The following is a 24741-nucleotide window of genomic DNA, read 5'->3' as shown; positions in this document are numbered from 1 at the left end:
TAAATTTGAGAACGGAGACAGATCATGGAAGAAATTAAAAATGAAATCAATTTGGATAGTATCCACCAGGAGGTCAAAACCATTGTTCAAACCTCAGACGAGCTAAAAAGAAATATCATGACCCTGGAAGAAAGCTCGGCTCAGTCAGTGGAAATATTAAATGAAAACAAAGCCACGATCAACAGCATTTTAAATCTGCTCACCGCCATGGCAGAAAAAGAAGCACCCATCGAAGACGAGGAAAAGGATAATGTCAACAGCGAGCTTTTTTCACTGCTGGAGACAATGGACTTTGATATTAAAAAGCTGAGCTGGTTTTCCGAAGAAAATGTCAAAGTCTTTAACACCATCGTCGCCCAAGCTGATGAAATTGCTAAACTCAGTGAGGAAAATGCCGCCAGCACCTATGAGATCAATTCGGAAATTAATAATTTCACCCAGGTATCCAACAAGCTTCAGGGGAATATTGTCAGAATCGAAGAGAACTCCAGTCATTCGGTTGATATGCTTAACGAGAATCGATCCACCATCGAAAGCATCTCCGATCTGCTGCTGGATCTGATTGATGGGGTGAAACAGGCCTCTGGTATTAATACCGAATTGGACGGCTCGTCCAAACAGATCAGCAAGTTTGTCGATTATATCAAGGATATTTCCCGGCAGACCAATCTTCTGGCTCTGAATGCCAGCATTGAGGCTGCCCGGGCCGGAGCCGCTGGTAAAGGATTTTCTGTAGTGGCAGAAGAAATTAAAAGGCTATCTGACAGCACCGCTACCTTTGCCACCGAAATCGAACAGATTGTCAATCAGGTGATTGTGGAAGTCGATCGTTCCAATAAATCCATTGAACGGTGTACCATCCGAACCAGAGATATTGAAAATGCTGCCCAGAAATCCGGGGATGTCATCGAAGAAATACAGAAAGTTTTGATTGAGTTAAACCACTCCATGAATGAAATCAAAGAGATTTCCAGTCTCCAAGTAAATACCTCTCATGGTATCCAGTCCTCGATCGCCAAGGTGTCCGATGCGGTGGATACCACTCACCGGGTAACCACCAATACGATCAGCACCATTGTGACGCAGAAGTCAAAGAATATTGAATTGTTGAATTACTGTACCAAGCTTTCAGAGATGGCCAGCAATGTTCAGAAACTCACTGCCAAGAATAAAAATAAGAATGAAATTATTTTTGGGGTCAATCCCTTTACCTCGCCGGAAAACATTAAAACCATGTACGTGCCGATCTTAAATGCGGTTTTCAAAAAAATCGGCTATAAGGTGCGTACCATGATCGTCAAGGATTATGATGCTCTGAGTGAAGGCATGAAGGAAGGCATCATTGATGTGGCCTGGTTCTCACCTTTTGCCTATGTTAATGCTCATGAAAAAATCGGTATCGAACCATTGGTAACCCCAAAAGTTTATGGAAAGGTGTCTTATAATGGTTGCATTATCACTCGAAAAGACAGTGGTATCAGCAGTTTAAGTGGATTAAAAGGCCGCAGCTTTGCTTATGTGGATGAAGGCAGCGCCTCGGGATATCTCTATGCCCAGCATAGTATTAAATCCGATGGCCTGAATCCCAAAACGATTTTCAGTAAGACTTCCTATCTGGGCAGCCATGACAGTGTAATTAAAGCGGTACTATCGCGGGAATATGATGCTGGAGCCACTTATAGCGAAGCCTTGGAAGAGGCACAAAAAAGCGGCGTTAACCTGGATGAGTTCCGGATCATTTCGAAAACCCCGGACATTCCCAAGGATGCGATTGCCGTAAATCTGAAATTGCCAAAAGAGTTTTCGGATCTTTTAAGACAGGCATTTGTAGAGTATGTGAAAGCGCCAAATATCAAATCCCCCGTGGAAGGCTTTGTGGAAAGTGATGATGCTAAATACGATGTGATCCGGGAAGTTATGTAGAATGTTAAAAAACTGGATTATGGGGTATAACTTCCTAGAATAGAATAATGGGAGGTTTATCATGATCACAATGATTATTAAAACACTGGTTTTTGATCAGAAAAAGATGACCGCCGTTAAATCCGGCGGTTGTTTTTTTGATCAGAGTGGCTAAAATTACTTTTTTATTAGTGTCTAAATAACACTAAAAAATAGTTATCAGGAGGAAATAATGGCTAAAGTTACAGATATCAGAAATAAATTCGCCCAGGAAATCGCTGAGATTCTTTTTTTATTGAAAGAAGTGGGTAGCGGTCGGATCTACGGCTTCCCCGGGAACTGTACCCCGGGAGATGACGAATTGAAGACCAACGTTGACACCCTTACCGAAAAATTCAACGGTTTGCTTGATAAAATCGAATCTGGAAAGAATCCGGGAACTGGAGAATCAGCGGAGTAAACAACATAAAGAAAAGGTCAAATGAAGAGAAAAGGAGCGAAAATGGAAAATAATTTCAAAAAATCACTGTCATTGCTGTTTGTCAGCTTAATGCTGACTGTTTTGATCCCGGGCAGTGCCTGGGCTTTGGAAGAAATCACTGAGCCGACAGCGGCGCCCTTAAACCCGGCTTTTGTCCAATACTTGAATGACAACAATTCGGGAACAGTTAATAGTGCCACGATCGATGGACATTCCCGGGGGTACATCCCCCCACCATTGCAACGCAATGAAGAAACGGGCGATACCACAATAGCTTCGTCCGCAACGCTCCCGATTACCTACGATCTCCGGGTCACAGGACGAATTACAGACATCCGCAACCAGGGTGATTATGGCAGCTGCTGGGCCTTTGCCAGCCTGGCTTCGATGGAATCCTATCTTAAAAAAGACACAACGGTCGATCTGTCAGAAAACAACCTGATGTGGAATAGCGGTTTTGATGGGACCCCTGATGAGGGGGGGAACTATACCATGGCCACTGCTTATCTGGCGCGGTGGAGTGGTCCGGTCAGTGAAAGCAGTGACCCCTATGACACCCCAAAAAAAACTGGACTATTGCCTATTTATCATGTTCAGGAAGTAGTTTCGATCCCCAACTTACCATCGGCCATCAAGCAGGCTCTGATGGATGGCGGGGCGCTTTACACCTCGATGTATTCGGTACCATTGGACGGCGAAGAATATTATAATAGTAACAACGCCGCTTTTTTCTATGATGGCGAAGAAAAACCCGATCACGATGTCGTGATTGTCGGCTGGGATGACAATTACAGCCGCAACAATTTTAATAAAAAACCTGATGGCGATGGCGCCTGGATTATCCGTAATAGCTGGGGATCTGACTGGGGTGACGGTGGTTACTTCTACATGTCTTATTATGATAGCTATGCCGGCAGCAATGTGACAGCCTTTCACAATGCCCAAGCCACTGATAATTACAGTCAGATTTATCAGTATGATCCATTGGGTAACATCTCGGCGATGGGATATCCGGATGGGGACAACACCGCCTGGGGAGCCAACATTTATACGGCAGCGGCTAGCGATAATCTGACTGCAGTGAGTACCTATGCATTAACCCCCGGAACAACGGCTGAGATCACGGTCTATACCGATGTCAATGATGGCAAGCCAAACAGCGGCACCTTGAGAACCACTCAGACCGCAACCTTCGAGTGCGGTGGTTATTATACCATCGATCTCGACAATCCGGTGGGGCTGGTGGCCGGTCAGAAGTTTGCAGTAGTTATCAAATTCAGAACGCCGGGAACCAATGAGTCAGTGCCGGTTGAAAGCCTGGTTGCCGAATACAGCAGTGCTGCCAGCGCCAACCCCGGAGAGAGTTTTACCAGCAACACGGGAACTGGCGGTTGGTATGATACCTCTAAAAAAGATAACAGTAATGTATGTATCAAAGCCTTTACCCAAAGTCGGGATACCTTTGCCAATTGTCTCTACCGTACCCATGTCCAGGATCAGGGCTGGCAGAATTGGCTTAGCAACGGCGGGATCAGCGGTACCTTCGGGGAATCCTTGCGGCTGGAAGGGATTGAAATAAAAATGGATACCAGTGGCTATGATCTGGGTATTGAATATCGCTCCCATGTACAAAACCAGGGCTGGCTGGATTATCGTAGCAATGGTGTCATGAGTGGAACGACGGGAGAATCGTTGCGATTGGAAGCCATTAAAATCCAGTTAACCGGTACTGATGCCGACCAGTTCGACGTGTATTACCGGGTCCATGCCGAAAATATCGGCTGGATGGATTGGGCCCAAAATGGGGCTGAAGCAGGTACCGCCGGATTTGGTTACCGCTTGGAAGCGATCGAGATTCAGCTACTGCCAAAAGGCTCAACGGCACCTGGACCCACGGCACAACCATATCTTGAAAACAATTAACATAAAAAATCCGGCGCATTATCTTGACAAAGATAATGCGCCGGGGTAAAATGAAGCAGTTATGAGGGAGTAATTTGCGCGATTTGCGTGATAAGTCAACATGCATGGTAGGAATACCTGGCTTATCTTAATGAGTGAGACTCATGTACAGTTTTTCTGTACTTGGGTTATTTTTTCCAGGTGCAGAGGCATCTGGTTTTTTTATGCCAAAAATTATTCTTAAAGGAGGATTGGATGAAGACGTATTTGCAGACTTCGGAAGAAGTTCTAAAGGAGTTAAACTCCGGGAGAGAAGGGATCTCCCAGGCCGAGGCCAGCAAGAGGCTGGAAGAAAACGGCAAAAACAAACTGGACGAAGCCAGGAAAGATTCAGTGGCGGTGCGACTGCTGAATCAATTAAAAGATCCGATGATTGTGATCCTGATTGCAGCTGCCATTATTTCGGGAATTACTGCGGCCTATTCAGGCGAATCATTTGCGGATGTGATCATCATTATGGCGGTGGTCATTATCAATTCAGTGTTAGGTGTTTATCAGGAAAGCAAGGCTGAAAAAGCTATCGAAGCGCTTCAGGCCATTTCCGCAGCCACCTCCCGGGTGATGCGGGATGGCAAAATTCAGGAAATCAAAACTGAAGACCTGGTAGTTGGGGATGTAATCTTGCTGGAAGCTGGAGATTCAGTACCAGCGGACGCCAGGCTGCTGGAGAGCGCCAGCCTAAAAATTGAAGAAGCGGCTCTGACCGGAGAAAGTGTCCCGGTCGGTAAAGTGATTTGTGCACTTAATCTGGGGGATCAAAAAGACATTTCCCTGGGTGATCGCAAGAACATGGTCTACATGGGCAGTGCCGTGGTATATGGCCGGGGTTCAGCAACGGTTGTGGCCACCGGCATGAAAACCGAAATGGGTAAGATTGCCGACGCCATTACCCAGGCCAAAGAACATGCGACACCGCTACAGATCAAGCTTAATCAGTTAAGTAAGGTGTTAAGCTGGCTGGTGCTGGGAATCTGTATTTTCATCTTTGCTCTGAGCCTGGTGCGCTTATATCTGGGTGAAGGAATTACCGGAATTGGCGTATTAAATACCTTTATGGTGGCGGTATCGCTGGCGGTTGCCGCCATTCCCGAAGGTCTGGCCGCAGTGGTCACCATTGTTCTTTCGATTGGCGTAACCAATATGGCCAAAGAAAAAGCAGTAATCCGTAAACTGACCGCCGTTGAAACCCTGGGTTGTACCCAGGTGATCTGTTCCGATAAAACCGGAACTCTGACCCAGAACAAGATGACAGTGGTGGATCATTTCGGTTTTGATGAACCGTTGTTGGGCCGAACCATGGCGCTGTGTAATGATGCCCGTTTGAATGAAGAAAACAAGGCTGAAGGAGAACCCACGGAGGCCGCTCTGGTCAATTACGGTTTTTCGCTGGGTTTGAGAAAGAGTGATATGGAAGCCCAAACACCACGGGTTGGGGAAGCACCCTTTGACTCCGGCCGAAAACTGATGAGTACCATTCACAAAATGGCAGACGGCAGTTTTACCCAGTATGTTAAAGGAGCCCCGGATGTGCTCATCTCCCGCTGTACCACCTACTGGGATGGCAACGCCCAATTACCGATTACGGATGCCATTTGCGAAGCGATCAAGCAGGAAAATAAGCGCCTGGCAGGCCAGGCTCTTAGAGTGCTGGCCAGTGCCTTCCGCATCTGGGATACCATGCCGGAAGACCAGGCACCAGACTATCTGGAGCATCAGCTGTGCTTCGTCGGGTTAACCGGCATGATCGATCCGATCCGTCCGGAAGTCAAGGGTGCTATTAGCCAATGCAAGTCGGCCGGCATCCGTCCGGTGATGATCACTGGAGATCACAAAGATACCGCCATTGCTATTGCCAAACAATTGGGGATCATTAGCGATCCCAAAGAAGCCATCACTGGGGCGCAATTGGATGAGATCAGTGAAGAACAGTTTAAAATAGACATTGGCAGCTATTCGGTGTATGCCCGGGTTCAACCGGAGCATAAGGTACGAATTGTCAAAGCTTGGCAGAATCAGGGAATGATCGTGGCGATGACCGGCGACGGCGTCAACGATGCGCCGTCAATTAAAACCGCCGATATTGGGGTTGGAATGGGGATAACTGGTACGGATGTGACTAAAAATGTCGCTGATATGGTACTGGCAGATGATAATTTTGCCACAATTGTCAATGCAGTGGAGGAAGGTCGCCGTATTTATGACAATATCCGCAAGGCCATTCAGTTCCTGCTGTCGTCCAATCTGGCGGAAGTTATCGCTATCTTTGTTGCTACTCTGTTAGGCTTCACCATCCTGAAACCGGTGCATTTACTCTGGATCAACCTGATCACCGACTCCTTCCCAGCCATTGCGCTAGGAATGGAAGGTGAAGAAGCCGACACGATGAAGAATCCGCCCCGCGAAGCTAAAGAAGGTATTTTCTCCCGCGGTCTGGGGGTCGATGTGATCTGGCAGGGCGTTATGGTGGCGATGGTGACCATTATCGCTTATTTTGTCGGCCACTATATGGAAGCCGGAGTCTGGGAAATTGCCGAAAGTGCCGATGGCATGACGATGGCATTTTTAACCCTGTCGATGGCCGAAATGTTCCACTCACTGAATATGCGTAGCCGACGTCAGTCGATCTTTAAGATGCAGCACCAGAATAAATTCTTGTTCCTGGCGATGGCCGCTTCTTTAGTGCTGACAACGGCAGTTATTTTCATCCCCGCCATTGCCGCCGCATTTGAATTTGAACCCATCAGTCTGACTGAATATTTTGCCGCCATGGGTCTTGCTGTGGTCGTGATACCAATTGTTGAAATCGTAAAATTCTTTCAAAGAAAATATGAAGTTAAATAATTCGAAATCATCGAATTAAATCTTTGGGCATCTGGGCATTATTGTGCAGATGCCTTTTTTTATCTGTAAATATATAAAAGCCTCCTTTAAAACCATTACAGTTGGGTATAAAAAGGTTAGAATCAGAAATATCAGAGCCAACTAAAAATGACGGAGAGAAAAATCAAAATTGGACCTTACATTAATTTTCCTGGTAATTGTCGAAGTCGCTTATGTCAATCCCTGTGGAAAGGGCTTTATCAATCAAATTGCGATTGATCATGATGGCCTGGTCCCCGGTCTTAAAAAACAGACCGACAGATTCATTAATTACTATCCCTTTTGGGGGGGCATCAGACCTTAAAGTTTCAAGGGGTCAGAGTACCGATTATTCTAAAATAAGCCTGGAGAAATGGATAGAATACTGATAAAATAGAGATGATATTTACATTAAATCTATTTAATTGCGACGTAGGCCCAATGCGTTTAATATTTGCCGGGAAAGGAAACTGCGATATGAAGAGGTCGTTGCTCATTCTGATGATAGTTTTGGGATGCTTGCTTATTGGTATGATGGAATATATCGATTGGGTAAACCAGTCATCTCGAGATAATTTTGATAACCTTGATGAAGGGATCTGGGCGGTATCCAACAAAACGCTGGGGCGAAGTCGGTTAAGTCCCACAAATGTTGAAGTCAAGGATGGATACCTTAATATCAAGATGCCAGCCAATACCCTGGAGGGTGGGGAATTCATTAAACAGGAATCGTCGACCTATGGCAGCTATGAAACCCGCATGAAATTGCCGGAGGCACCTTCATCCATCACTGGTTTTTTTCTTTATGCTGCACCGGATTATTTTTATGAAATCGACATTGAAATACACAATAGTACAGAAGGCAAGTTGTTACTGACCACCTATGCTGACGGCGCAGTGAAAAACGAGTATGTCGGAGAGCTGGGCTTTGATCCCACCGCTGATTTTCACACTTATCGCTTTGATTATACTGCCGACCAGCTGGTTTTTTATGTGGACAATAAGTTGATAATGGAATGGCAAGAGGGATTTCCAGTTGGGCAACCGATGCAGCTGATGGTCAATAGCTGGTACCCTAACTGGCTGGAGGGTACCCCGCCACCAGCAGATCAGTTTTTATTAGTTGATTGGATTCGATATTAGGAGGAGAAGAAATGACAACATCTCGAACAGCAGAAATAGCAACAGGAATATATTGGGTCGGGGGCTGTGCCCAGGATGGCGGATTACATTGTAATCCTTATTTAATTGTGGATGGCGATCAAGGAGTACTCATTGATCCCGGTTCGGTGCTGGATTTTGAGGATGTCTATGAAAATGTCTGCAGTCTCATCGCCCTGGAGAAAATCAAATATGTGATTCTTCATCATCAGGATCCAGATTTGTGTTCGGCCGTTCCACTTTTTGAAAAAGCCGGGGCAAAGTTCGAAGTGGTCACGCATTGGCGGACCCAAACCCTGGTCAAGTATTATGGCATCAAATCGGATTATTATATCATCAATGAAAATGAGTTTAAACTTACCCTGACATCCGGACGGATTCTGGGTTTTGTTCTGACCCCCTATCTTCATTTCCCGGGCGCTTTTACCACCTATGATTACCAGACCAAAATCCTCTTTTCGAGCGATCTCTTCGGAGCATTTTCCTATGAATGGAATCTCTACGCCCAAGACGACTATCTGGAAAAAATGAAAACATTTCATGAACACTATATGCCATCCAACAGCATTCTCCGACCGGTGATGGAAACGTTTCTGGCGATGGATATCGTCATGATTGTTCCCCAGCATGGATCCATCATCAAGGGAAATATCATTTCTTATATTAAAGCTTTAAGAGATCTGGAATGTGGTACGCTACTTAACCCGATTAAACGGGATCTGGCCAAGTCCGGGGGCTATATGGGCATCTGCTCGGCGGTTCTGAAACGGTTGGGGTCAATTTTCAATCAGGAATCGGTTCGGGAGGTGGTAACAGATATGGCATTAACTTTGGACGAAAATATGAATATCACTGACTACAATGTTACCGGCAATGAGTTGTGGAATATGATATTTGAACGGATTCTGGTAATAAAAGGGATAACATGGCTGATCGTCATTGAACCCTTAACGGAAACCTTATCCAAAGAATATGATATTCCGATGCCGGAAGTTTTTGAAAGCCATATCAAAAAGGCCGAAGATGAAGCTTCCAGTCTCACCGAGCAAAATCGGCTGTTAAAAGAAATCAATAGCCGGTTGGAGTCCAGTATTTTGGAATCACAGAACAAACTGATTCGTTGTGCCATCACCGGTTTGTATAATTATAGTTTTTTTAAGAACTATCTGGCCAGTGAGATCAACAGCATTTTGAACGATTTTTCTGAACAAAATCCGGGCTTGGTCATTATCAGTCTGGATAACATTGAACGGATTGAATATTTGTATGGGCATGACGAGGTGGAAGAGATTCAGCGGAACGTGGTATTTATTTTAGAGGAATTAAAAGAGGGGAATGAGGTATTGTTTAAGCTGCAGGGATTTACTTTTGCCTGTTATATTCCCCAGACGACAAATGAAGCGGCCTTGGATTTTGCTGAAAAAATCAGAAATAGCATTGCCTCATCGGAAAAATTCATAGAAAAAGTGACAGCTTCCATCGGTCTGGCCTGGCTCGGCGAGATCCGAGAGAAAGCGGAATACCATGGTAAATTGGATGAGGCATTTTATAATGTTGCCGTCATGCGAGCTAAGATCGCCAGAAATATGGGCAGAGATATTGTCTGTAGTCAATCCTCGATCAATGAATACCAGGATGATATTGGCAAAATCCTGATTGCAGATGCGGATGAAATTTCGGTGGACGTATTAAAAACCGCCCTTGAAAATATTAATTATCGAGTGATTACTGCCATTGACGGTCAGACAGCGGTACAAATCGCAAGGGATAAAAACCCGCTGCTGATTATTTCAGAGGTGATGATTCCTAAAATGGATGGTTTTCTGTTTCGGGAAGAAATGCTGGCGGATTCCAATACCAGCAAAATTCCCTTTATTTATTTGTCCTATCTAAAAAATGATGAGTCTGTTCTCCGGGCATCCAGTTTGGGGGTGGAGCATTATTTTAAAAAACCGTTTATGCTTTCGGAATTAATGGGGGTCATTCAGAATAAAATTAAGGGAGAGTCGCTTCGATGATAGAAATATTTGAAATCTGGATCATCATTGGGATTTTGATATTGATCGCCGATCTGGTAATTATTGTGCGCCTGATCAGGGGCAGAGGGGAAAGTGATAAGAGTCTGATCTTTGCCGAACATCAAAAAGAAGAACTGGTGAATGCGGCCTCCGGAAATCAAGCAGATGCCTATGAGCCTATGGAGATCGCCAACTATTACCAAGTTAGCCAATCGGTGCGATACGATCAACAGCTCAAAAAAAACATTGCCAGTTCCATTGACATAGACAGTTTTGAAAAAAAATCGCTGAAAGGATTAAAATCCCGAAGTATTACCAAAAAGTCTGAAACAGCCTTGTATTTAGGCGTCCTCGGCACCGAAAAGGCCCGTCTGGCGCTGGAGGAATCTCTGAAAAAAGAAACAAACAGCACCTTAAAACTTTACATTGCCAACGGTTTGACAGATATCGGCAAAAAAGAATCACTGCCCGTACTCACCAATTCACTTTTAAATGAGAGTCGTTTTTACCGCAATAAGGTGAATATGCTGATTGCTGATTTTGGTGAAGACTTTCACCGTTTTTTACCTGAAATCATTAATAGTCAGCGGATTGAGTACCAGGAATTGATTGTCGATTTTGCTTCTGTTTATTTTTCCGAAGAGTTGAGAAACTACCTGATTCAACTCATTGATACCCGGCAAGAAACCATAAAATATTTGGAAAGCCTCTATGGTAAAGCTGGTGTTCGGCAATGCATCAATTGTGTCAACAGCAGTCCCTTGCTGGAGGGCAGCCGCATGAATTGTCGTTACGAGGGTGATGTGGCGGCCGATTTTTCTTGCCGGCGCTATGAACTACTACCGGTGAGTGTGAACAGCGGAGCAGCCCATCACCAACTGGTTATCAAAGCCTGCGATATTGTTGCGGAATATTACCCGAAGGTTCTGGACCAGGATCAATATCTTTATGCTGATGCTATGGAGATCAGAAATGCGGCCATGCGGGCCCTGGCAAATTTTAAATCAACTGAAAAATTGGATAAATTGCTGGGTTTTCTCAGGGAGGAAGACACCGCCAGAGGTGCCATCAATGGCATTTCAACAATGATTGAAAAGAATCATGTCTATTTCAATCAAGTTGTTTCAGCCTTTCTAAAGGAAACTGATCAACGGGTCAAAAAAGACCTGGCGACTATTTTATCTTTGCGAATCGAGTATTTTATTATGAAACTTAACGGAAAGAACAATGACGATGCCAAAAAAATCATCAGTGAAATCATTCTGTTGGGAAAAACCAGTGAAGTCATTGACTTTCTCAATAAAAACAAGGACATCAATATTGAAAATGAACTGATTGCCATTATCAAAGCAGCGATATACCAGACCAGGGAGCTGGAAAACGACTTTGCCCGGTATTTAAATGAGCGGTTAGTTAAAAAATGCGGTCTGATCCAAATTGCTGAATCAACTGAAAGCGAACCAGTTAAACGGAATGAAAAAATGACCCGGAGGTTACTTGCTTTGTTATTGGGTAGCGGGCTGATTATCCCGGTAATTTACGCCATTCGTCATTGGCATATCTTTTTTGTGATGCCCTTTGTTGATCAGCTTGAGCTTTTTGTCATGGATTTTAATTATTACATTGCCTATTATGCCATGGCAGTTAATCTGATCTATCTGATCCTGTTGCTGTTTTCCTACATCAGCGTGGTCAGGCAGGAACGGCTATGGAATATCAAGGATATGTCTCTGCTTTTCAAAAAACGAATGTTGCCTTCCATTTCCATTATCGCTCCGGCATACAACGAGGCAAAAACCATCATCGAAAGCGCCAATTCGCTTCTGAATCTTAAGTATCCGGAGTATGAACTGATTATCGTCAATGATGGTTCAAAAGATCAGACGCTGAATACCCTGATTCGCTACTATGATCTGAAACGAGTCGATTATCTATATAACAGCCGACTCAGCACCAAGCCGGTTCGGGGAGTCTATTTGAACCGCTCACGGCCGCAGCTGATTGTCGTCGATAAGAATAACGGTGGCAAAGCGGATTCGCTTAACGTCGGGATCAACATTGCCAAAAAGGAATACGTCTGCGGTATTGATGCTGATTCGTTGCTGGAAGATGACGCTCTGATAAAGCTGGCATCATTAACCCTGGATGAAGAAACCGAAACACCCGCTCTGGGGGGAAATGTTCTGCCGATCAATGGCTGTACCATTGATTGCGGACAGATCGCCCAAAAAGGCCTGGCAGAAAACAAGCTGGCTCGGTTTCAAACCATTGAATACATCCGCTCCTTTATGTCGGGGCGGTTGGGCTGGTCTTATTTTAACTGTTTGCTGATTATTTCCGGCGCCTTTGGCCTTTTTCGCAAAGAACGGCTCATCAATGTGGGCGGCTACCTTACCAGCAGCGGTAAATACAAAACCGATACAGTAGGTGAAGATATGGAACTTGTGGTGCGGATCAGCAGGCAGATGAAAGAAGACAAACGCCCCTTTCGGATTCTCTATGCCTATAATGCTAATTGCTGGACCGAGGTTCCCGAGGATATCAAAACTCTCAAAAAACAGCGCTACCGCTGGCATCGTGGTTTGATTGAAATTTTGACCTTTCACCGGAAAATGATGTTCAACCCCAGCTATGGCCGGATTGGTATCATCGCCATGCCCTATTTTTATATTTTTGAGATGCTGGGTCCGCTTTTTGAGATCCAGGGATATCTGATGGTTTTATTGTCGGTATTTCTGGGGATCTTCAATGCTGAAATTGCAATTATCCTGTTCATTTCTATGGTTCTGATGGGCATCCTGGTTTCGGTGTCTTCTTTGCTAATTTCCGAAAAAAATGGTCAGAATTTTTCCCGAAAAGAACTATGGATTCTGGTTTTTTATGCCATTATTGAGAACTTTGGGGTTAGGCAATTTTTCAGTCTCTGGCGCTTCGGTGGCTATATCAACATGTTCAGAAAACCGGTTGGCTGGCAGAAGGCTGACCGTAAGGGATTTTCCGGAAAAGTCGACGAGGTGGCATCATGAAGATAAAATCGGTGGTTTTATGGAGTATTGGGATTGCGGTGGTTTTATTTGGTGTATTAGTGTTGCCGTTTTTAATCTGGAACAATCAGGCCTCAACATCTTTGAATGTCTGGGTGGTGGACAAAACCGTGCCGAACCCTTCCTACAAAGAACACAAGGGCTTGATGTGGGCTTTGAACAGTGAAAAAGTCGTTCTTGAAAGCACCGGCAATCCCTTGCGTTACGACAGCGATTATTATGGGGTTTTCCCAAAATCGGACCAGGATTATCAGGTCCGGGAAATTCCCCAAACTCAAGAAATGCCGCAACTTATTTATCTGGCTGATACCGATGGGGTTTATCGCAGCGATTTTAACGGCGTGGCTAGCGATGACATTTACGCTGGCGTTGCCCAGAAACCGCTGGTAGGCGATCTCAGTGAAGCGGATCTGACCAGTATTAAAAACAATCTGGGTGGTGGTAACACCATCATCGGCGAGTTTGATATCTGGGATGCCGACAGTCAGCAGGGACTTCAGGATATTTTTCGGGTTTCCTTTACCGGTTGGAGCGGGAAGTATTTTACCGATCTAAAAAAAGACGTTGAAATTCCCGAAATTATCGTCAACAATTATGAAAAACAGACCGGCAAAGCCTGGGAATACCGGGGCGGCGGTCTAGTGCTGGTGTCAAATCAGGATCAAGTACTGGTGTTAAAAGACAAAGAAGCGCTGAATAAAGACGCAGTCAGTCTGTCTTTTAATGAGGCCTATCAGGATGAATTCGCTATCAACGGCGGTTTTCCTTTTCAGCAATGGTTTGATCTGGTCAAACCTGACGCCTCATCCGAAACCCTCGCAACACTGCATCTGGATGTCAGTGAAGCGGGAAAAACAGCGCTGGCCGAGTTTGGTCTGGGCACCGACTATGCTGGGATTACCCGATCGATTAATTCCCAATATACGGCCTATTATTTTGCCGGTGATTTTGCCCAGAGGGATTTTTCGGGAACGCTCTGGAATTATGCCGGATTTGCTAAGATTAAGCAATTATTTTCGGTGGCTAACCCCAATGCTGACACTAAATTTTATTGGGGCTGTTATGTACCGCTGATGCAGCAGATTATCAATGAGATAAAGATAAAACCGGAAATTTCAGCGGCCGAGCAAGTGATTGCAGGTACCCAGATGGAAGCTCGCACATCCGGCACCGGTTTTCAGGTTTTAGTCGATGGCACCTGGGAAGATTTTTATGCCAAAGGGGTCAATATCGGTTCCTCCGTTCCGGGAAAATGGTTTACCGAATTCTCCTATGATGAAGCCCTGTACCTTAAATGGTTTGAACATATTGGTGCGATGAATGCCAATACCATCAGGGTTTATACGCTGTTGCCGCCGCAGTTTTACTCGGCGCTGGTTTTTTACAATGAAGAACATCCGGACACTAAACTCTGGCTATATCAGGAAATATGGCCGGAAGAGAATCCGGCCGATCATAATTACCTGGGCGCTGATTATAATAACACCTATCAAGCCGAAATAAAAATGGATATCGACGCCATCCATGGCCAAGCTAATATTGCCCCGCGCCAGGGGCGGGCTTATGGCTACTATACCGCCGATGTTTCGCCTTACATTGTCGGCTATCTAGTGGGTCGGGAAATGGAACCGGAAGAAGTGATCAGCACCAACGAAAAAAATGCCGGATTTGTCTTTAATGGCAATTACCTTTATACCGAAACCAATGCCAGCCCCACGGAGGCCTGGCTGGCGATGAGTTGTGATTACGTGCTGCAATACGAAGAAGATACCTACAAGTGGCAGCATCCGGTGGGGATTGTCAGCTGGCCGACCCTGGATCCAACTGAGCACGATTCCGAATGGAATGAAACCGGGGATAAAAGCAAGCAGTACAACGATAAGGTTTCCGTCGATATCAACCATATTTCGACCCGGGATAAACTCCAGTCCGGGTTCTTTGGCGCTTATCATATTTATCCCAACTATCCGGATTTTATGAACAATGAGACCAGCTATGCCGCTTACACCGATACAGCTGGCAGCTTCCGCTATGGTGGCTACCTGCAGGAGTTTATCGCCGGTCATCAGAAATATCCGGCCATTGTGGCAGAATTTGGTCTGGCCACCGGCTCCGGTAATGCCCATGAAAATCCCGATGGCTATAACCACGGCGGCCTGACCGAAGAAGCCCAGGGAACTGGCATCGTCCGGATGATGAAGGCCATCGAGCAAGAGGGCTATGCCGGTGGTATCATCTTTGAATGGACCGACGAGTGGGCCAAGAAGACCTGGATCACCGAACCCTATATCATCCCCTATGATCGCAATCCTTTGTGGCATAACGCTGTGGATCCGGAACAGAACTATGGTATTTATGCCATGGAATCAGATGGGCCACGATCGTTGCCCTATATCATTGAGGATCAGGGCGTCATCTCAAAAATGGCGCTGGCGGCAGACGAAACCTATCTGTATATTGATCTGGATCTGGAGCGGCTGGTTGATTTTTCCCGGGAACAACTGATCATCGGTCTGGATACCTACGACCGCGATCGCGGCAATATGAAGTACACAACAGAACTTGACACGGAGGCCGGCTCGGGGTTGGAGTATATCATTGAAATCAATGGTAGCAATGAAGGCCTTTTACTGGTACAGCCGGGATATAACAACAGCACCGGCAATCACAGCTCTGTCGCTTCACAAACCGGCTTATTTTTCACCATGTCAATGCTGACCAATAAAGAAACCGTCACCAAAGACGGCGCCACAATTCCAGCCGTGATTCAGGATTTAAGCCAGTTATCGTTTGGCAGCCTGGAGAACAATTCTCATCATCAGGTCCAGATTTCAGGCAAAACCATCTCAATTCGGATTCCCTGGACCCGGATTAACGTCACTGATCCCTCGACGATGCGGGTGGTGGATGATTCCCGGATCATCCCGAATCCTACCACCAACGAGCTCCAGACGGTGATAACCGAAGGCATTCTGGCTAGCGGCGTGCTAGTGAAACGGGACAGCAACCAGACGATTGCCAGTATTGGTCTTACCAATCAGAAGGCCTTTAGCTGGGAAAGCTGGGATGTCCCCACCTACAAAGAACGGCTCAAAGATAGCTATGCGATTATTAGTGAGTATTTTAAGGAGCTGGAAACCAAATAGTTATTCCAGATACAATGAAAAAGGAGCGGCAGGCGATTTTTGGGTCGAATCGTTTACAGCGAAGAAAGTTTTTGCGATAATGATAAAAAATGATGGGAGCTTGAGGAAAAGAAGATGAAAACATTTAAGTATAGTACCATTGTGACCCTGATCCTGACGGTTTTGTCCGCCGTGGCCATTTTCGCCATTGACGATGTGATTCCAAATATGCTAAATGGTCCGATGAAAGACCATATCCTTAATAACATGGATAATTACAATGCCTTTTTATTTGGTATTTTCACCGGTTCTCTGGTCAGCCTCATCGTTGCGGTGGTGGGATATGCTACTGAGCGAAGACGACTCATTGCGGAGATTTGGAACAATGCCAGAAAACTAACCATTGATTTCAAGTTATTGCTGTTGGATAACATTGATTTTAAAGATTTGACCCATGAGAAGCTTTCGAAAATAATTGAAGATCAGCAAGGATTCAACCAGCAGGTTAGAGAATGGCTGACCTTTCACAGTTCGCCTTACTTGATGAATATTATGCAGCTTGATTTTATGATCAATCATGGTGAAGCAGCAAATCTGGTTAAAACGCTTGAAAAAAATATTAAAATACTCAGAAGTGTCGTTGATGGTTTTATGAATGCCTATTTAAATAAACGATTAAAGGATAACTATGGCGATGTGGATATTGAAAAATTGTTTGCTGTGATAACGAATCAGGATAAAGATAAGGTTCTTCATACGGTGGAGGATCTACTAGATGAGATTTTTAATTTTCTAAATAAAAAATAAGCGCATTTAATCGTTTTTATAATAGCAGGCAGGAGTAAAGAAGTGCTTTTACTCCTGTTTTTTATATAGATAATAAGTTTAAATGCAGCGATTAGGGTACAATTACGATGATATTTATAATATCCAAGTTTGATTTAAATCGAGATTTTGGGGTAAAAAATAAGCAAGAAAGTCAAACTAGAAAAAGGAGAAATAGTTCATTTCATTTGTCGGAAAGAAAGGAACCGTTTCGACAGTAGAATATTATTAAAACGCTAATACAAATGTTTTTTGAAATGATGGTTTAACTTGCAATGCGGATTGAATTTGGGAATGAAAGGGAAGGTAACACTTAATGAATAAAAAGAAGATGATCGGGGTTCTGTTAATTCTGGGACTGATCCTTAGCTTGGCGGTAATAGCTTCAGGTTGCTCATCAGGCGGGGATCAATCTACGGGCTCAAAAAATGCAAGCGGCAGTGATTCACAACAGGATGACGTATCCGACAATGTGATTTTTGATCTTTACAACCAGATTCGAATCAATGACAAAAAGGCGGATATTGAAAAATCGTTGGGAGCGACGGGGAATACATCGCCAGAGGGTTCATATGTATATTTGGATCCGGAAACTGGCTATGCAGTTAATGTATTCTTCAATGCCAAGGATCTGGTGACGCTCAAGGTACTGGTTCCCACCACCGGGGCTCGGGAACTCATTGAACTGAGCAACGCCACTGTCACGAAAGAACAGGGATCCAAAATTACTAATGGGATGACCCGCAGTAACGTTAAGAAAGCTCTGACTGGGGTCGGGGTGGAGATGCTAAGAATGGCTATCCCCAGTGGCGCTAACAAGGAAGCTTATGCTCTGGCCTGGATCAATACCGATGGTTCGATCCTCGTGGTGACCTTTGATGCTGACACCGATACGGTGCTGGCTGCTGAATTCAAAGACAGTCTATTTTAAAAATGTGGATTGCTTGTATTCGTAGTTCTGAGAAAGGAGATGAAAACCATGTTAAAAAGAAGGAAATTATTAGTGTTCCCAGTGCTTTTGATCCTCGCTATGCTGGTTATGACTTCCGGCTGCACAGGGACAAAGAATGAAGCAGTGAATAACCCGGATCATTTTTACAGCCAGGTTCAATTGGGCATGGAAAAGAGTCAAGTTGAGTCAACATTAGGTGTAAAACCCGAAGAGAAGGATGGAACCTATATTTATACGGATGCCCAAACCAAATTTGGCGTTCAGATCAGTTACGATGCAAGCAATATGGTAATGTCCAAAATATTGTATCACGGTGATGACAGCAAGATCATGGGGCTCAGCGACGCCAGTGTTACAGAAGCTCAAATGACAAGCATCACCGAAGGGATGCCTTATGATGAGGTTAAATCGCTACTCGGGTCGGAAGGAACGGAAATTATTGAAATGGCCAATCCTGCTGATCCCAATAATCCAATTGTCATGATGATCTGGTTTAATGATGATCAAACCGGATTCTATGTTACCTTTTTAGGTCATCAGGGAACAGTCAAGAGCGTTAAATTCTGGAAATAGCTAGATTGCAAAAAAGCACTGGTTGTGAATCAGTGTTTTTTTTTGCGAGTTAGGAAATAATTTTAAAAATTATCAAATTAATTTATTTTTTCGGGAAGAAAACCCGGGGTACATCCGTTATATAGATGTGCAGAAAAAACGGAGGTGAAATTTGTTGAAAGAACATAAGGAAGAGGAGGCCGATGACGTCTTGATTAAGAAGTATATCGCAACCGGGAATTCCGGCTATTTTGAACCCATCGTAAAACGGTACGAGCGTTATGCCTACGTCTATGCCTATTCGCTTCTTAAAAACGAATTTGACGCACAGGATGTGGTAGCGGAAAGTTTTTTAAAGGCATTTACAAAAATTAGACAGTATCGGCTGGACAGCAGTTTTAAGAACTGGTTTCTGAAAATTGTCCATAATACCAGCTTTGATCTTTTACGAAAAAACAAGACCATGGTTTATCTGGACGATCAGGAAAACGGTGAAAGTCTTTACGCTGATGAGGCTCTGAGTTATGACAACATCAACTCCCTGGATTTTGGCGAGATTCAAAAAGCTCTGGATCAATTACCCCATGAGTTGAAAGGGGCGGTGATCCTTCGGTATTATTATGACTGGGATTATAGGAAAATCTGCGAATTTTTAAATATTCCCATGGGAACCCTGTCTTCCCGGCTGAATCGAGCCTGCAAAAAGCTTAAAAACCTATATGAAGGAGAAATGTGACGATGAACGAATGTGATAAAATGATGTCCTGCCTGGGCTTTAATGAAACCAATATAAAAAATTATGGCGATACCATTCCTTTTACCAGCAGAAAAATCGATATTATCAATCGGATCAATCAGGCTAGTCTGGAAAAAGCCAAAAATTCAGATTTATTTGCCTTGTTTTATATTTTGTCGATTGCTTTTTCGGTCATGGTAATGCGCTTTATTTTATTTGCCCAAGCTGGGGATGCAACTGTCATTACAGTTTTTACTGGTATTGTCATCCGCTATTCCCAACAACTCCAAAATAGTCTGAACATGATGTCGTTTTTGGTTTCTGTGGTTATTTGTGTCGGAACAGGCGTGATGATTAATCATTTAAAAAATGAGAATCATTTCTGTTAGGCTTAATAAATAAAAAAATTGAAGGAGAAAGAAAAAATGTTTAAAAAAATTAGTGTGTCGGTTTTAATGATGGTGATGGTATTGCTTCTCACTGTTACCTCGGCTTTTGGAGCAACCAATAGCGATATCAGCCCTTACGAAGATTCAGCGGGAAATGTAACTATTGAGGGTGCATCGGTTCCCAATGCGGAATTTGCCTTTGCCGGTTCAAATATCACCGCCAACTCGGTGTTTGATACGACCACCTTTTTTGCCGGAAACACCATCACCCTGGACGGGGAATATAACGGTGACGTATTTGCAGCTGCAAATACGGTAACAGTTAACGGTAAAATTAACGGAAATCTCTATGCTGGTGGCAACCAGGTGATTATCAATGGCGAGGTGACCCGTGATGTCTTCGCCGGCTGTTCCGATCTGACCATCAACAAATCAGCCAACATTAACCGGGATGCCTTTATTGCCGCTGCCAATGCGAATATTGATGGTACCGTGGGCCGAAATCTCCGGGCCGGCGCTGGCAATATCTCAATTAATGGCACGATCAACGGTTTTGTAGAAACAGACGTGGATCAGCTGAGCATTAATGGTAGCGCACGTGTCACCGGACCAATCAATAACCGCAGTGCCAATCAGGCGGTTGTAGCCTCTGGCGCCACCGCCCCTGAGATTAACTGGGAAAAAGTGTCTAAAGAACAATCGATTGAAGAAAATCAGGGACCGACAGTTGGCTCCATTCTTTTGTCGATTATCACCAAGCTAGCATTTATTCTGGTGATCTGGGTATTGATAACCTTTATGACCAAAGAGTTTAATGCCAATACTACAGTAATGGCAAAAAAACACATACTGGCTTCATTGGGAATAGGGGCAGGATTTTTCTTCATCTCACCACTGTTGCTGATTGTCTCTTTTGTTATTTATGCACCATTTGGCTTTGCAATGACCTGTGGGATCATCGCCTTGTCCATTTTAGGGATGCCGGTGGCGGCGGTGGTTTTGTCTAAACTGTTGACCCGCTTCTTTGATGACAAAATGAAACCGCTGCTCAGCTCTTTTGTATCGATCTTAATCATCGCAGCGGCTGCGATCATTTTAGGCTACATCCCATTTGTTAATTTTGCTGTGTACCTGTTTTTATATGTTGTCGGCGTGGGCTTCATTTGTTACAATGTGCTGTTCAATAAAAAACTGAAACAAGAACGTAAAGAATACGATGACGAGCTTTTAATGATTGATGAAATCATTGATATGGAAGAAGGCACGATCGTTATTGAGAAGTCAGCTGAAGTGACCAAACTTGATGACGAAGATATTACAAAATAATTAGTTTGCAATAAAAAAACAGGCTCCGTTGCGGATGCCTGTTTTTTTGTTTTATTTAATGCAAATACAAATAAAAATACTTGGGCTAGTACTTATCCATCTCCATATCATCCAGGACAATCCGGGGTGGCGTTGGTGCTTCCTGCTTCAGCGGTTTTTCAACCGGAGGCTTGGAGGAGGCATGATGGGCAGAACCTTTTTTCTTGATTTTGAAAGCACCCACCATCTGCTTGAGCATTTCAGCCTGGCCGGACAGTTCTTCGCTGGCAGCGGCACTTTCCTCGGCCGTGGCAGAGTTAGTCTGAACGACGGTCGATACCTGTTCAATGCCCTGGGTGATCTGGGCGATTTCGGTGGCTTGATCGTTGGAGGCTCGGGCAATGTTACCAACCAGATCGGTCACCTTTTCGATTTCACGTAAGATCTCTTTTAAGCTGTCAGAGGTTTCGTCGGCAATTTTGGTTCCGACATCGACGCTCTCAATTGAACCTTCAATTAATCCGGTGGTTTCTTTAGCGGCCTCGGCGCTGCGGGCAGCCAGGGAGCGAACCTCTTCGGCAACAACGGCAAAGCCTTTGCCGTGCTGGCCAGCTCGAGCGGCTTCTACGGCGGCGTTAAGAGCCAGAATATTGGTCTGGAAGGCAATATCATCAATAACCTTGATAATTTTTGAAATATTATGGGAGGACTCATTGATTTGGTCCATGGCCGAAACCATCTTATTCATCTGATTATTACCGACCTCGGCATTGTTTCGAACTTCCAAAGCCCGTTGATTGGCTTCATTGGCGTTGGTGGCATTTTTCTTTGTTTCACCGGCAACTTCTTCAATCGAGGCGTTAAGCTGCTCGATGGCGCTGGCCTGTTCAGTGGTGCCCTGAGATAGTGCCTGTCCGCCATCAGAAATCTGTCGGGCACCAGTTTCAACCTGACCGGCCGCTTCATTGATTTCAGCCATAGTTTCACTGAGGGTGGCGGCAATTCCGTTAAGGGCTGCTTTAATTGCCTGGAAATCGCCCAAATAATCGCCAGTGATTTCCAGATCCAGGTTGCCGTTACCCATTTCTTCCAGGGTATTGGTAATTTCACTTACATATTGTTTCAGGAAGGCAATGGTTTCGTTCATAGAGTCTTTGATGAGGGTATAATCGCCGTTGTAGTTTCCGACCATCCCAGTGTTCAGATTGCCTTTGGCCAGCTCATTAAGGGTCGCAGAGGCTTCCTGAACTGGTTCAACGACGGCGTCCAGAGTGGCATTAATACCATTGATGATTTTAGCAAAGTCGCCCTGGTGTTTGCTGGCATCGGCGCGGGAATCGAGTTTTCCGTCAATACCAGCCTGAGCCAGCATGTTGCCATCATTAATCAGATTATCAATGGAGGTTTGCACCATTTCTAGACTGTTCCGGATCGCATTGAATTGAGTGCTGACTTCAGTTGTGTATTCATCGGCTTTGCTGACATTTAAATCAAAGGCCAGATCGCCCTGGGATAAGCGATTCAAATTATCACCCAGTCGGGCAACCTCGGTTTTGGTGTAGTCGCTAACCCGGATAATCGGGGTTAGATCAGTAACGACTTCGACGAAGCCAATATTTTCGCCTTTTTTGTTTTTTAGATAGGCGGTATCCTGTTTATTGCTGCGGCCGACCCATTCGAAATAGCTGTCACTTAAGCCCTGGTCAACCAGACGTCTGATCCCGCAGTTTTCGGTGCGACAGATGTCGGCATTGGCATTGTAACAATCCATGCCACAGGCCGAATCACGGTCATTAATGACCCCGTTGGTTATCATGAAATCTTCAAAAGGCTTATTCATAAAGGTCCACTTCATGTCGTTGTCAGTAACGTGTATGGGGAAGGGAACAGCGTCGATGATGGCTTCGTACCAGACCATCTTATCAACCACGGTATCCAGGGTAGCGTTGACGCCTTCAACGATTTCTTTAAAACCGCCGTTAAATGCCTCGGCATCTCCCCGGGTTTCCCATTGGCCATGGATGGCAGCCTGGGAAAGCATGGTGGCTTCTGAAATTAAGCCGCGGATGGTTTCAATGGTACGTTTCAGCGCCGGCGCAATTTCATCCTGAGGATCCCTTAACTCAATGTTTGCGGAGACATCGCCGTTGGAAATCTGGTTCATCGTGGCGATAACCACATTCTGGAGATCATCAGCCAGCTGGTTCATGGAAGTCGTCATTTCACCGACTTCGTCTTTAGATGCCACTTCCAGGCGGGCACTCAGATGTCCCTGAGTCATATCTTTAATCATATGGTTTAACGAAATAATCGGTTTTGAAATTCTTCTGGCCAGGAGATAGGTAGCCACACCACCGATCAACAAAATCAGCAAGGAGGTAATCAGGATGACATTTCTTAAATTATTAATCGGGGCCAGGACATCATCTTCAAATTTGATAACGATGAGCGTCCAGTTGGTTCCGGGAATCGGGGCATTGTAGGCAAGCTTCGTGTCACCAAGATAGTTATAGGCAATGCTGCCGGTCTGTCCCACACCCAATTCCTGGATAGCCAATCCAAACTCTTTCAATGGGCCGTTGGCTTCGATTTCATTAAAGACGTTTGTTTGATCCAATATCAGTTGATCATTAGGGTGAGCCATAACGGCACCATCTTCGTTAATAACCATCCCGTATTTTCTGACACCATCACCCATCGCATTAGTGACATCTTGCATAAAGGTGGGGTCTCGACGTCCGACGAGAAGACCCACTACCTGACCGTTACTCTTAATGGGGGCAACTTCAACGACGATCGGTTCATTGGTAACCTTGTTGATGGTTACGTCGGATATGGCTGTTTTCCCAGCAAAACCATCAGTGTACCAGAACTCACCTTCGGATTTGAATTCGCCACCGCCGATGATATATCTGGCGTTGCCATTCATATCCATGACAGCGATATCCTGATAGCCCAAACGTTCCACGTCGACGGATATGGAAGCGACCTGGGTATTCCAGTCCATCGTGGCAGTTCGGGCTCGAAGGGCAATTTCATCAAGTTTTCCGAGATTACCGGAAACGACGGCACCGATATGACCAGCACCCTCAGTGGCAAAGGCCTCTTCCTGCATACTGGTTTCGTTGGTTAGGGCTGATGCTCCTAAATTGATGGCAATCAGCCCGAGGGTGAGAACCGCCGCTGCCAGAATCAGGGTGGTGAAAGCCATTAGTTTGGTCGATAATCGGATCTTTACCGTGTTCAGTTCATGTTCTTTTCTTTGTGCGTTTTTCATGATGATACTCCCTTTTAGCCACCTGCCTATAAAGGTACATAGAACTGGATAAAACGCAGGTAAAAACAAGCTTAAAGCATGATGTAACCCTACACTATGCATAACATTTATTTAATCATAGTATAATACATTATCATCAATAGTATAAATAAC

Annotated in this window: 16 protein-coding genes; 15 read left to right on the top strand and 1 reads right to left on the bottom strand. The window is 44.8% G+C overall.

From position 1 onward, the window contains the following. Nucleotides 1–24: 24 nt before the first annotated feature. The 15 genes from phnD (at nucleotide 25) to Q7J41_RS12105 (ending at nucleotide 21332) form a co-directional block, all read left to right on the top strand. Nucleotides 25–1923 (top strand): phosphate/phosphite/phosphonate ABC transporter substrate-binding protein, encoded by a 1899-nt coding sequence (phnD, locus tag Q7J41_RS12175; RefSeq protein ID WP_304888482.1) that lies wholly within the window; start codon nucleotides 25–27, stop codon nucleotides 1921–1923. 211 nt (nucleotides 1924–2134) lie between these two features. After that, nucleotides 2135–2362 carry a hypothetical protein gene (locus Q7J41_RS12170; protein WP_304888481.1) on the top strand — a complete coding sequence of 76 codons (228 nt, stop codon included), beginning with the start codon at nucleotides 2135–2137 and terminating at the stop codon, nucleotides 2360–2362. Nucleotides 2363–2404: 42 nt separating this feature from the next. Continuing rightward, complete coding sequence (locus Q7J41_RS12165) at nucleotides 2405–4306, top strand: lectin like domain-containing protein (RefSeq protein ID WP_304888478.1); 1902 nt, start codon at nucleotides 2405–2407, stop codon at nucleotides 4304–4306. Between the two features lie 234 nt (nucleotides 4307–4540). Beyond that, nucleotides 4541–7186, top strand: a complete 2646-nt coding sequence (locus Q7J41_RS12160; protein ID WP_304888476.1) for a cation-translocating P-type ATPase — start codon at nucleotides 4541–4543, stop codon at nucleotides 7184–7186. A gap of 169 nt (nucleotides 7187–7355) precedes the next feature. After that, nucleotides 7356–7529 (top strand): hypothetical protein, encoded by a 174-nt coding sequence (locus Q7J41_RS12155; protein ID WP_304888474.1) that lies wholly within the window; start codon nucleotides 7356–7358, stop codon nucleotides 7527–7529. 206 nt (nucleotides 7530–7735) lie between these two features. Continuing rightward, nucleotides 7736–8347 carry a glycoside hydrolase family 16 protein gene (locus Q7J41_RS12150; RefSeq protein WP_304888472.1) on the top strand — a complete coding sequence of 204 codons (612 nt, stop codon included), beginning with the start codon at nucleotides 7736–7738 and terminating at the stop codon, nucleotides 8345–8347. A gap of 11 nt (nucleotides 8348–8358) precedes the next feature. Further along, nucleotides 8359–10383, top strand: coding sequence for a response regulator (locus Q7J41_RS12145; RefSeq protein ID WP_304888471.1), 2025 nt, complete (start codon nucleotides 8359–8361; stop codon nucleotides 10381–10383). Next, a complete protein-coding gene (locus tag Q7J41_RS12140) occupies nucleotides 10380–13409 on the top strand; it encodes a glycosyltransferase family 2 protein (protein ID WP_304888469.1) in 3030 nt (1009 codons plus the stop codon). The genes Q7J41_RS12145 and Q7J41_RS12140 overlap by 4 nt, the downstream gene beginning before the upstream one ends. Then, nucleotides 13406–16573, top strand: coding sequence for a hypothetical protein (locus Q7J41_RS12135; RefSeq protein ID WP_304888467.1), 3168 nt, complete (start codon nucleotides 13406–13408; stop codon nucleotides 16571–16573). The genes Q7J41_RS12140 and Q7J41_RS12135 overlap by 4 nt, the downstream gene beginning before the upstream one ends. A gap of 114 nt (nucleotides 16574–16687) precedes the next feature. Then, entirely contained in the window at nucleotides 16688–17359 is a 672-nt protein-coding gene (locus Q7J41_RS12130) for a hypothetical protein (RefSeq protein ID WP_304888466.1), read from the top strand. A 334-nt stretch (nucleotides 17360–17693) separates the two neighbouring features. Beyond that, complete coding sequence (locus tag Q7J41_RS12125; protein ID WP_304888464.1) at nucleotides 17694–18308, top strand: hypothetical protein; 615 nt, start codon at nucleotides 17694–17696, stop codon at nucleotides 18306–18308. Nucleotides 18309–18356: 48 nt separating this feature from the next. Then, nucleotides 18357–18902 (top strand): hypothetical protein, encoded by a 546-nt coding sequence (locus Q7J41_RS12120; RefSeq protein WP_304888462.1) that lies wholly within the window; start codon nucleotides 18357–18359, stop codon nucleotides 18900–18902. A 154-nt stretch (nucleotides 18903–19056) separates the two neighbouring features. Continuing rightward, nucleotides 19057–19617, top strand: coding sequence for an RNA polymerase sigma factor (locus Q7J41_RS12115; RefSeq protein WP_304888461.1), 561 nt, complete (start codon nucleotides 19057–19059; stop codon nucleotides 19615–19617). A gap of 2 nt (nucleotides 19618–19619) precedes the next feature. Beyond that, the gene (locus tag Q7J41_RS12110) at nucleotides 19620–20006 is read left to right on the top strand and encodes a hypothetical protein (RefSeq protein ID WP_304888459.1); all 387 of its coding nucleotides are present in this window, start codon (nucleotides 19620–19622) and stop codon (nucleotides 20004–20006) included. Nucleotides 20007–20042: 36 nt separating this feature from the next. Then, nucleotides 20043–21332, top strand: coding sequence for a polymer-forming cytoskeletal protein (locus tag Q7J41_RS12105; RefSeq protein WP_304888457.1), 1290 nt, complete (start codon nucleotides 20043–20045; stop codon nucleotides 21330–21332). 85 nt (nucleotides 21333–21417) lie between these two features. Here the strand turns inward: Q7J41_RS12105 and Q7J41_RS12100 are convergent, their stop codons facing one another. Then, entirely contained in the window at nucleotides 21418–24588 is a 3171-nt protein-coding gene (locus tag Q7J41_RS12100; RefSeq protein ID WP_304888455.1) for a methyl-accepting chemotaxis protein, read from the bottom strand. Nucleotides 24589–24741 lie beyond the last annotated feature (153 nt).

The sequence above is a fragment of the Acetobacterium sp. genome (assembly GCF_030652775.1).
Taxonomy (GTDB): Bacteria; Bacillota; Clostridia; order Eubacteriales; family Eubacteriaceae; genus Acetobacterium.
This window is presented reverse-complemented; position numbering and strand designations above follow the sequence as displayed.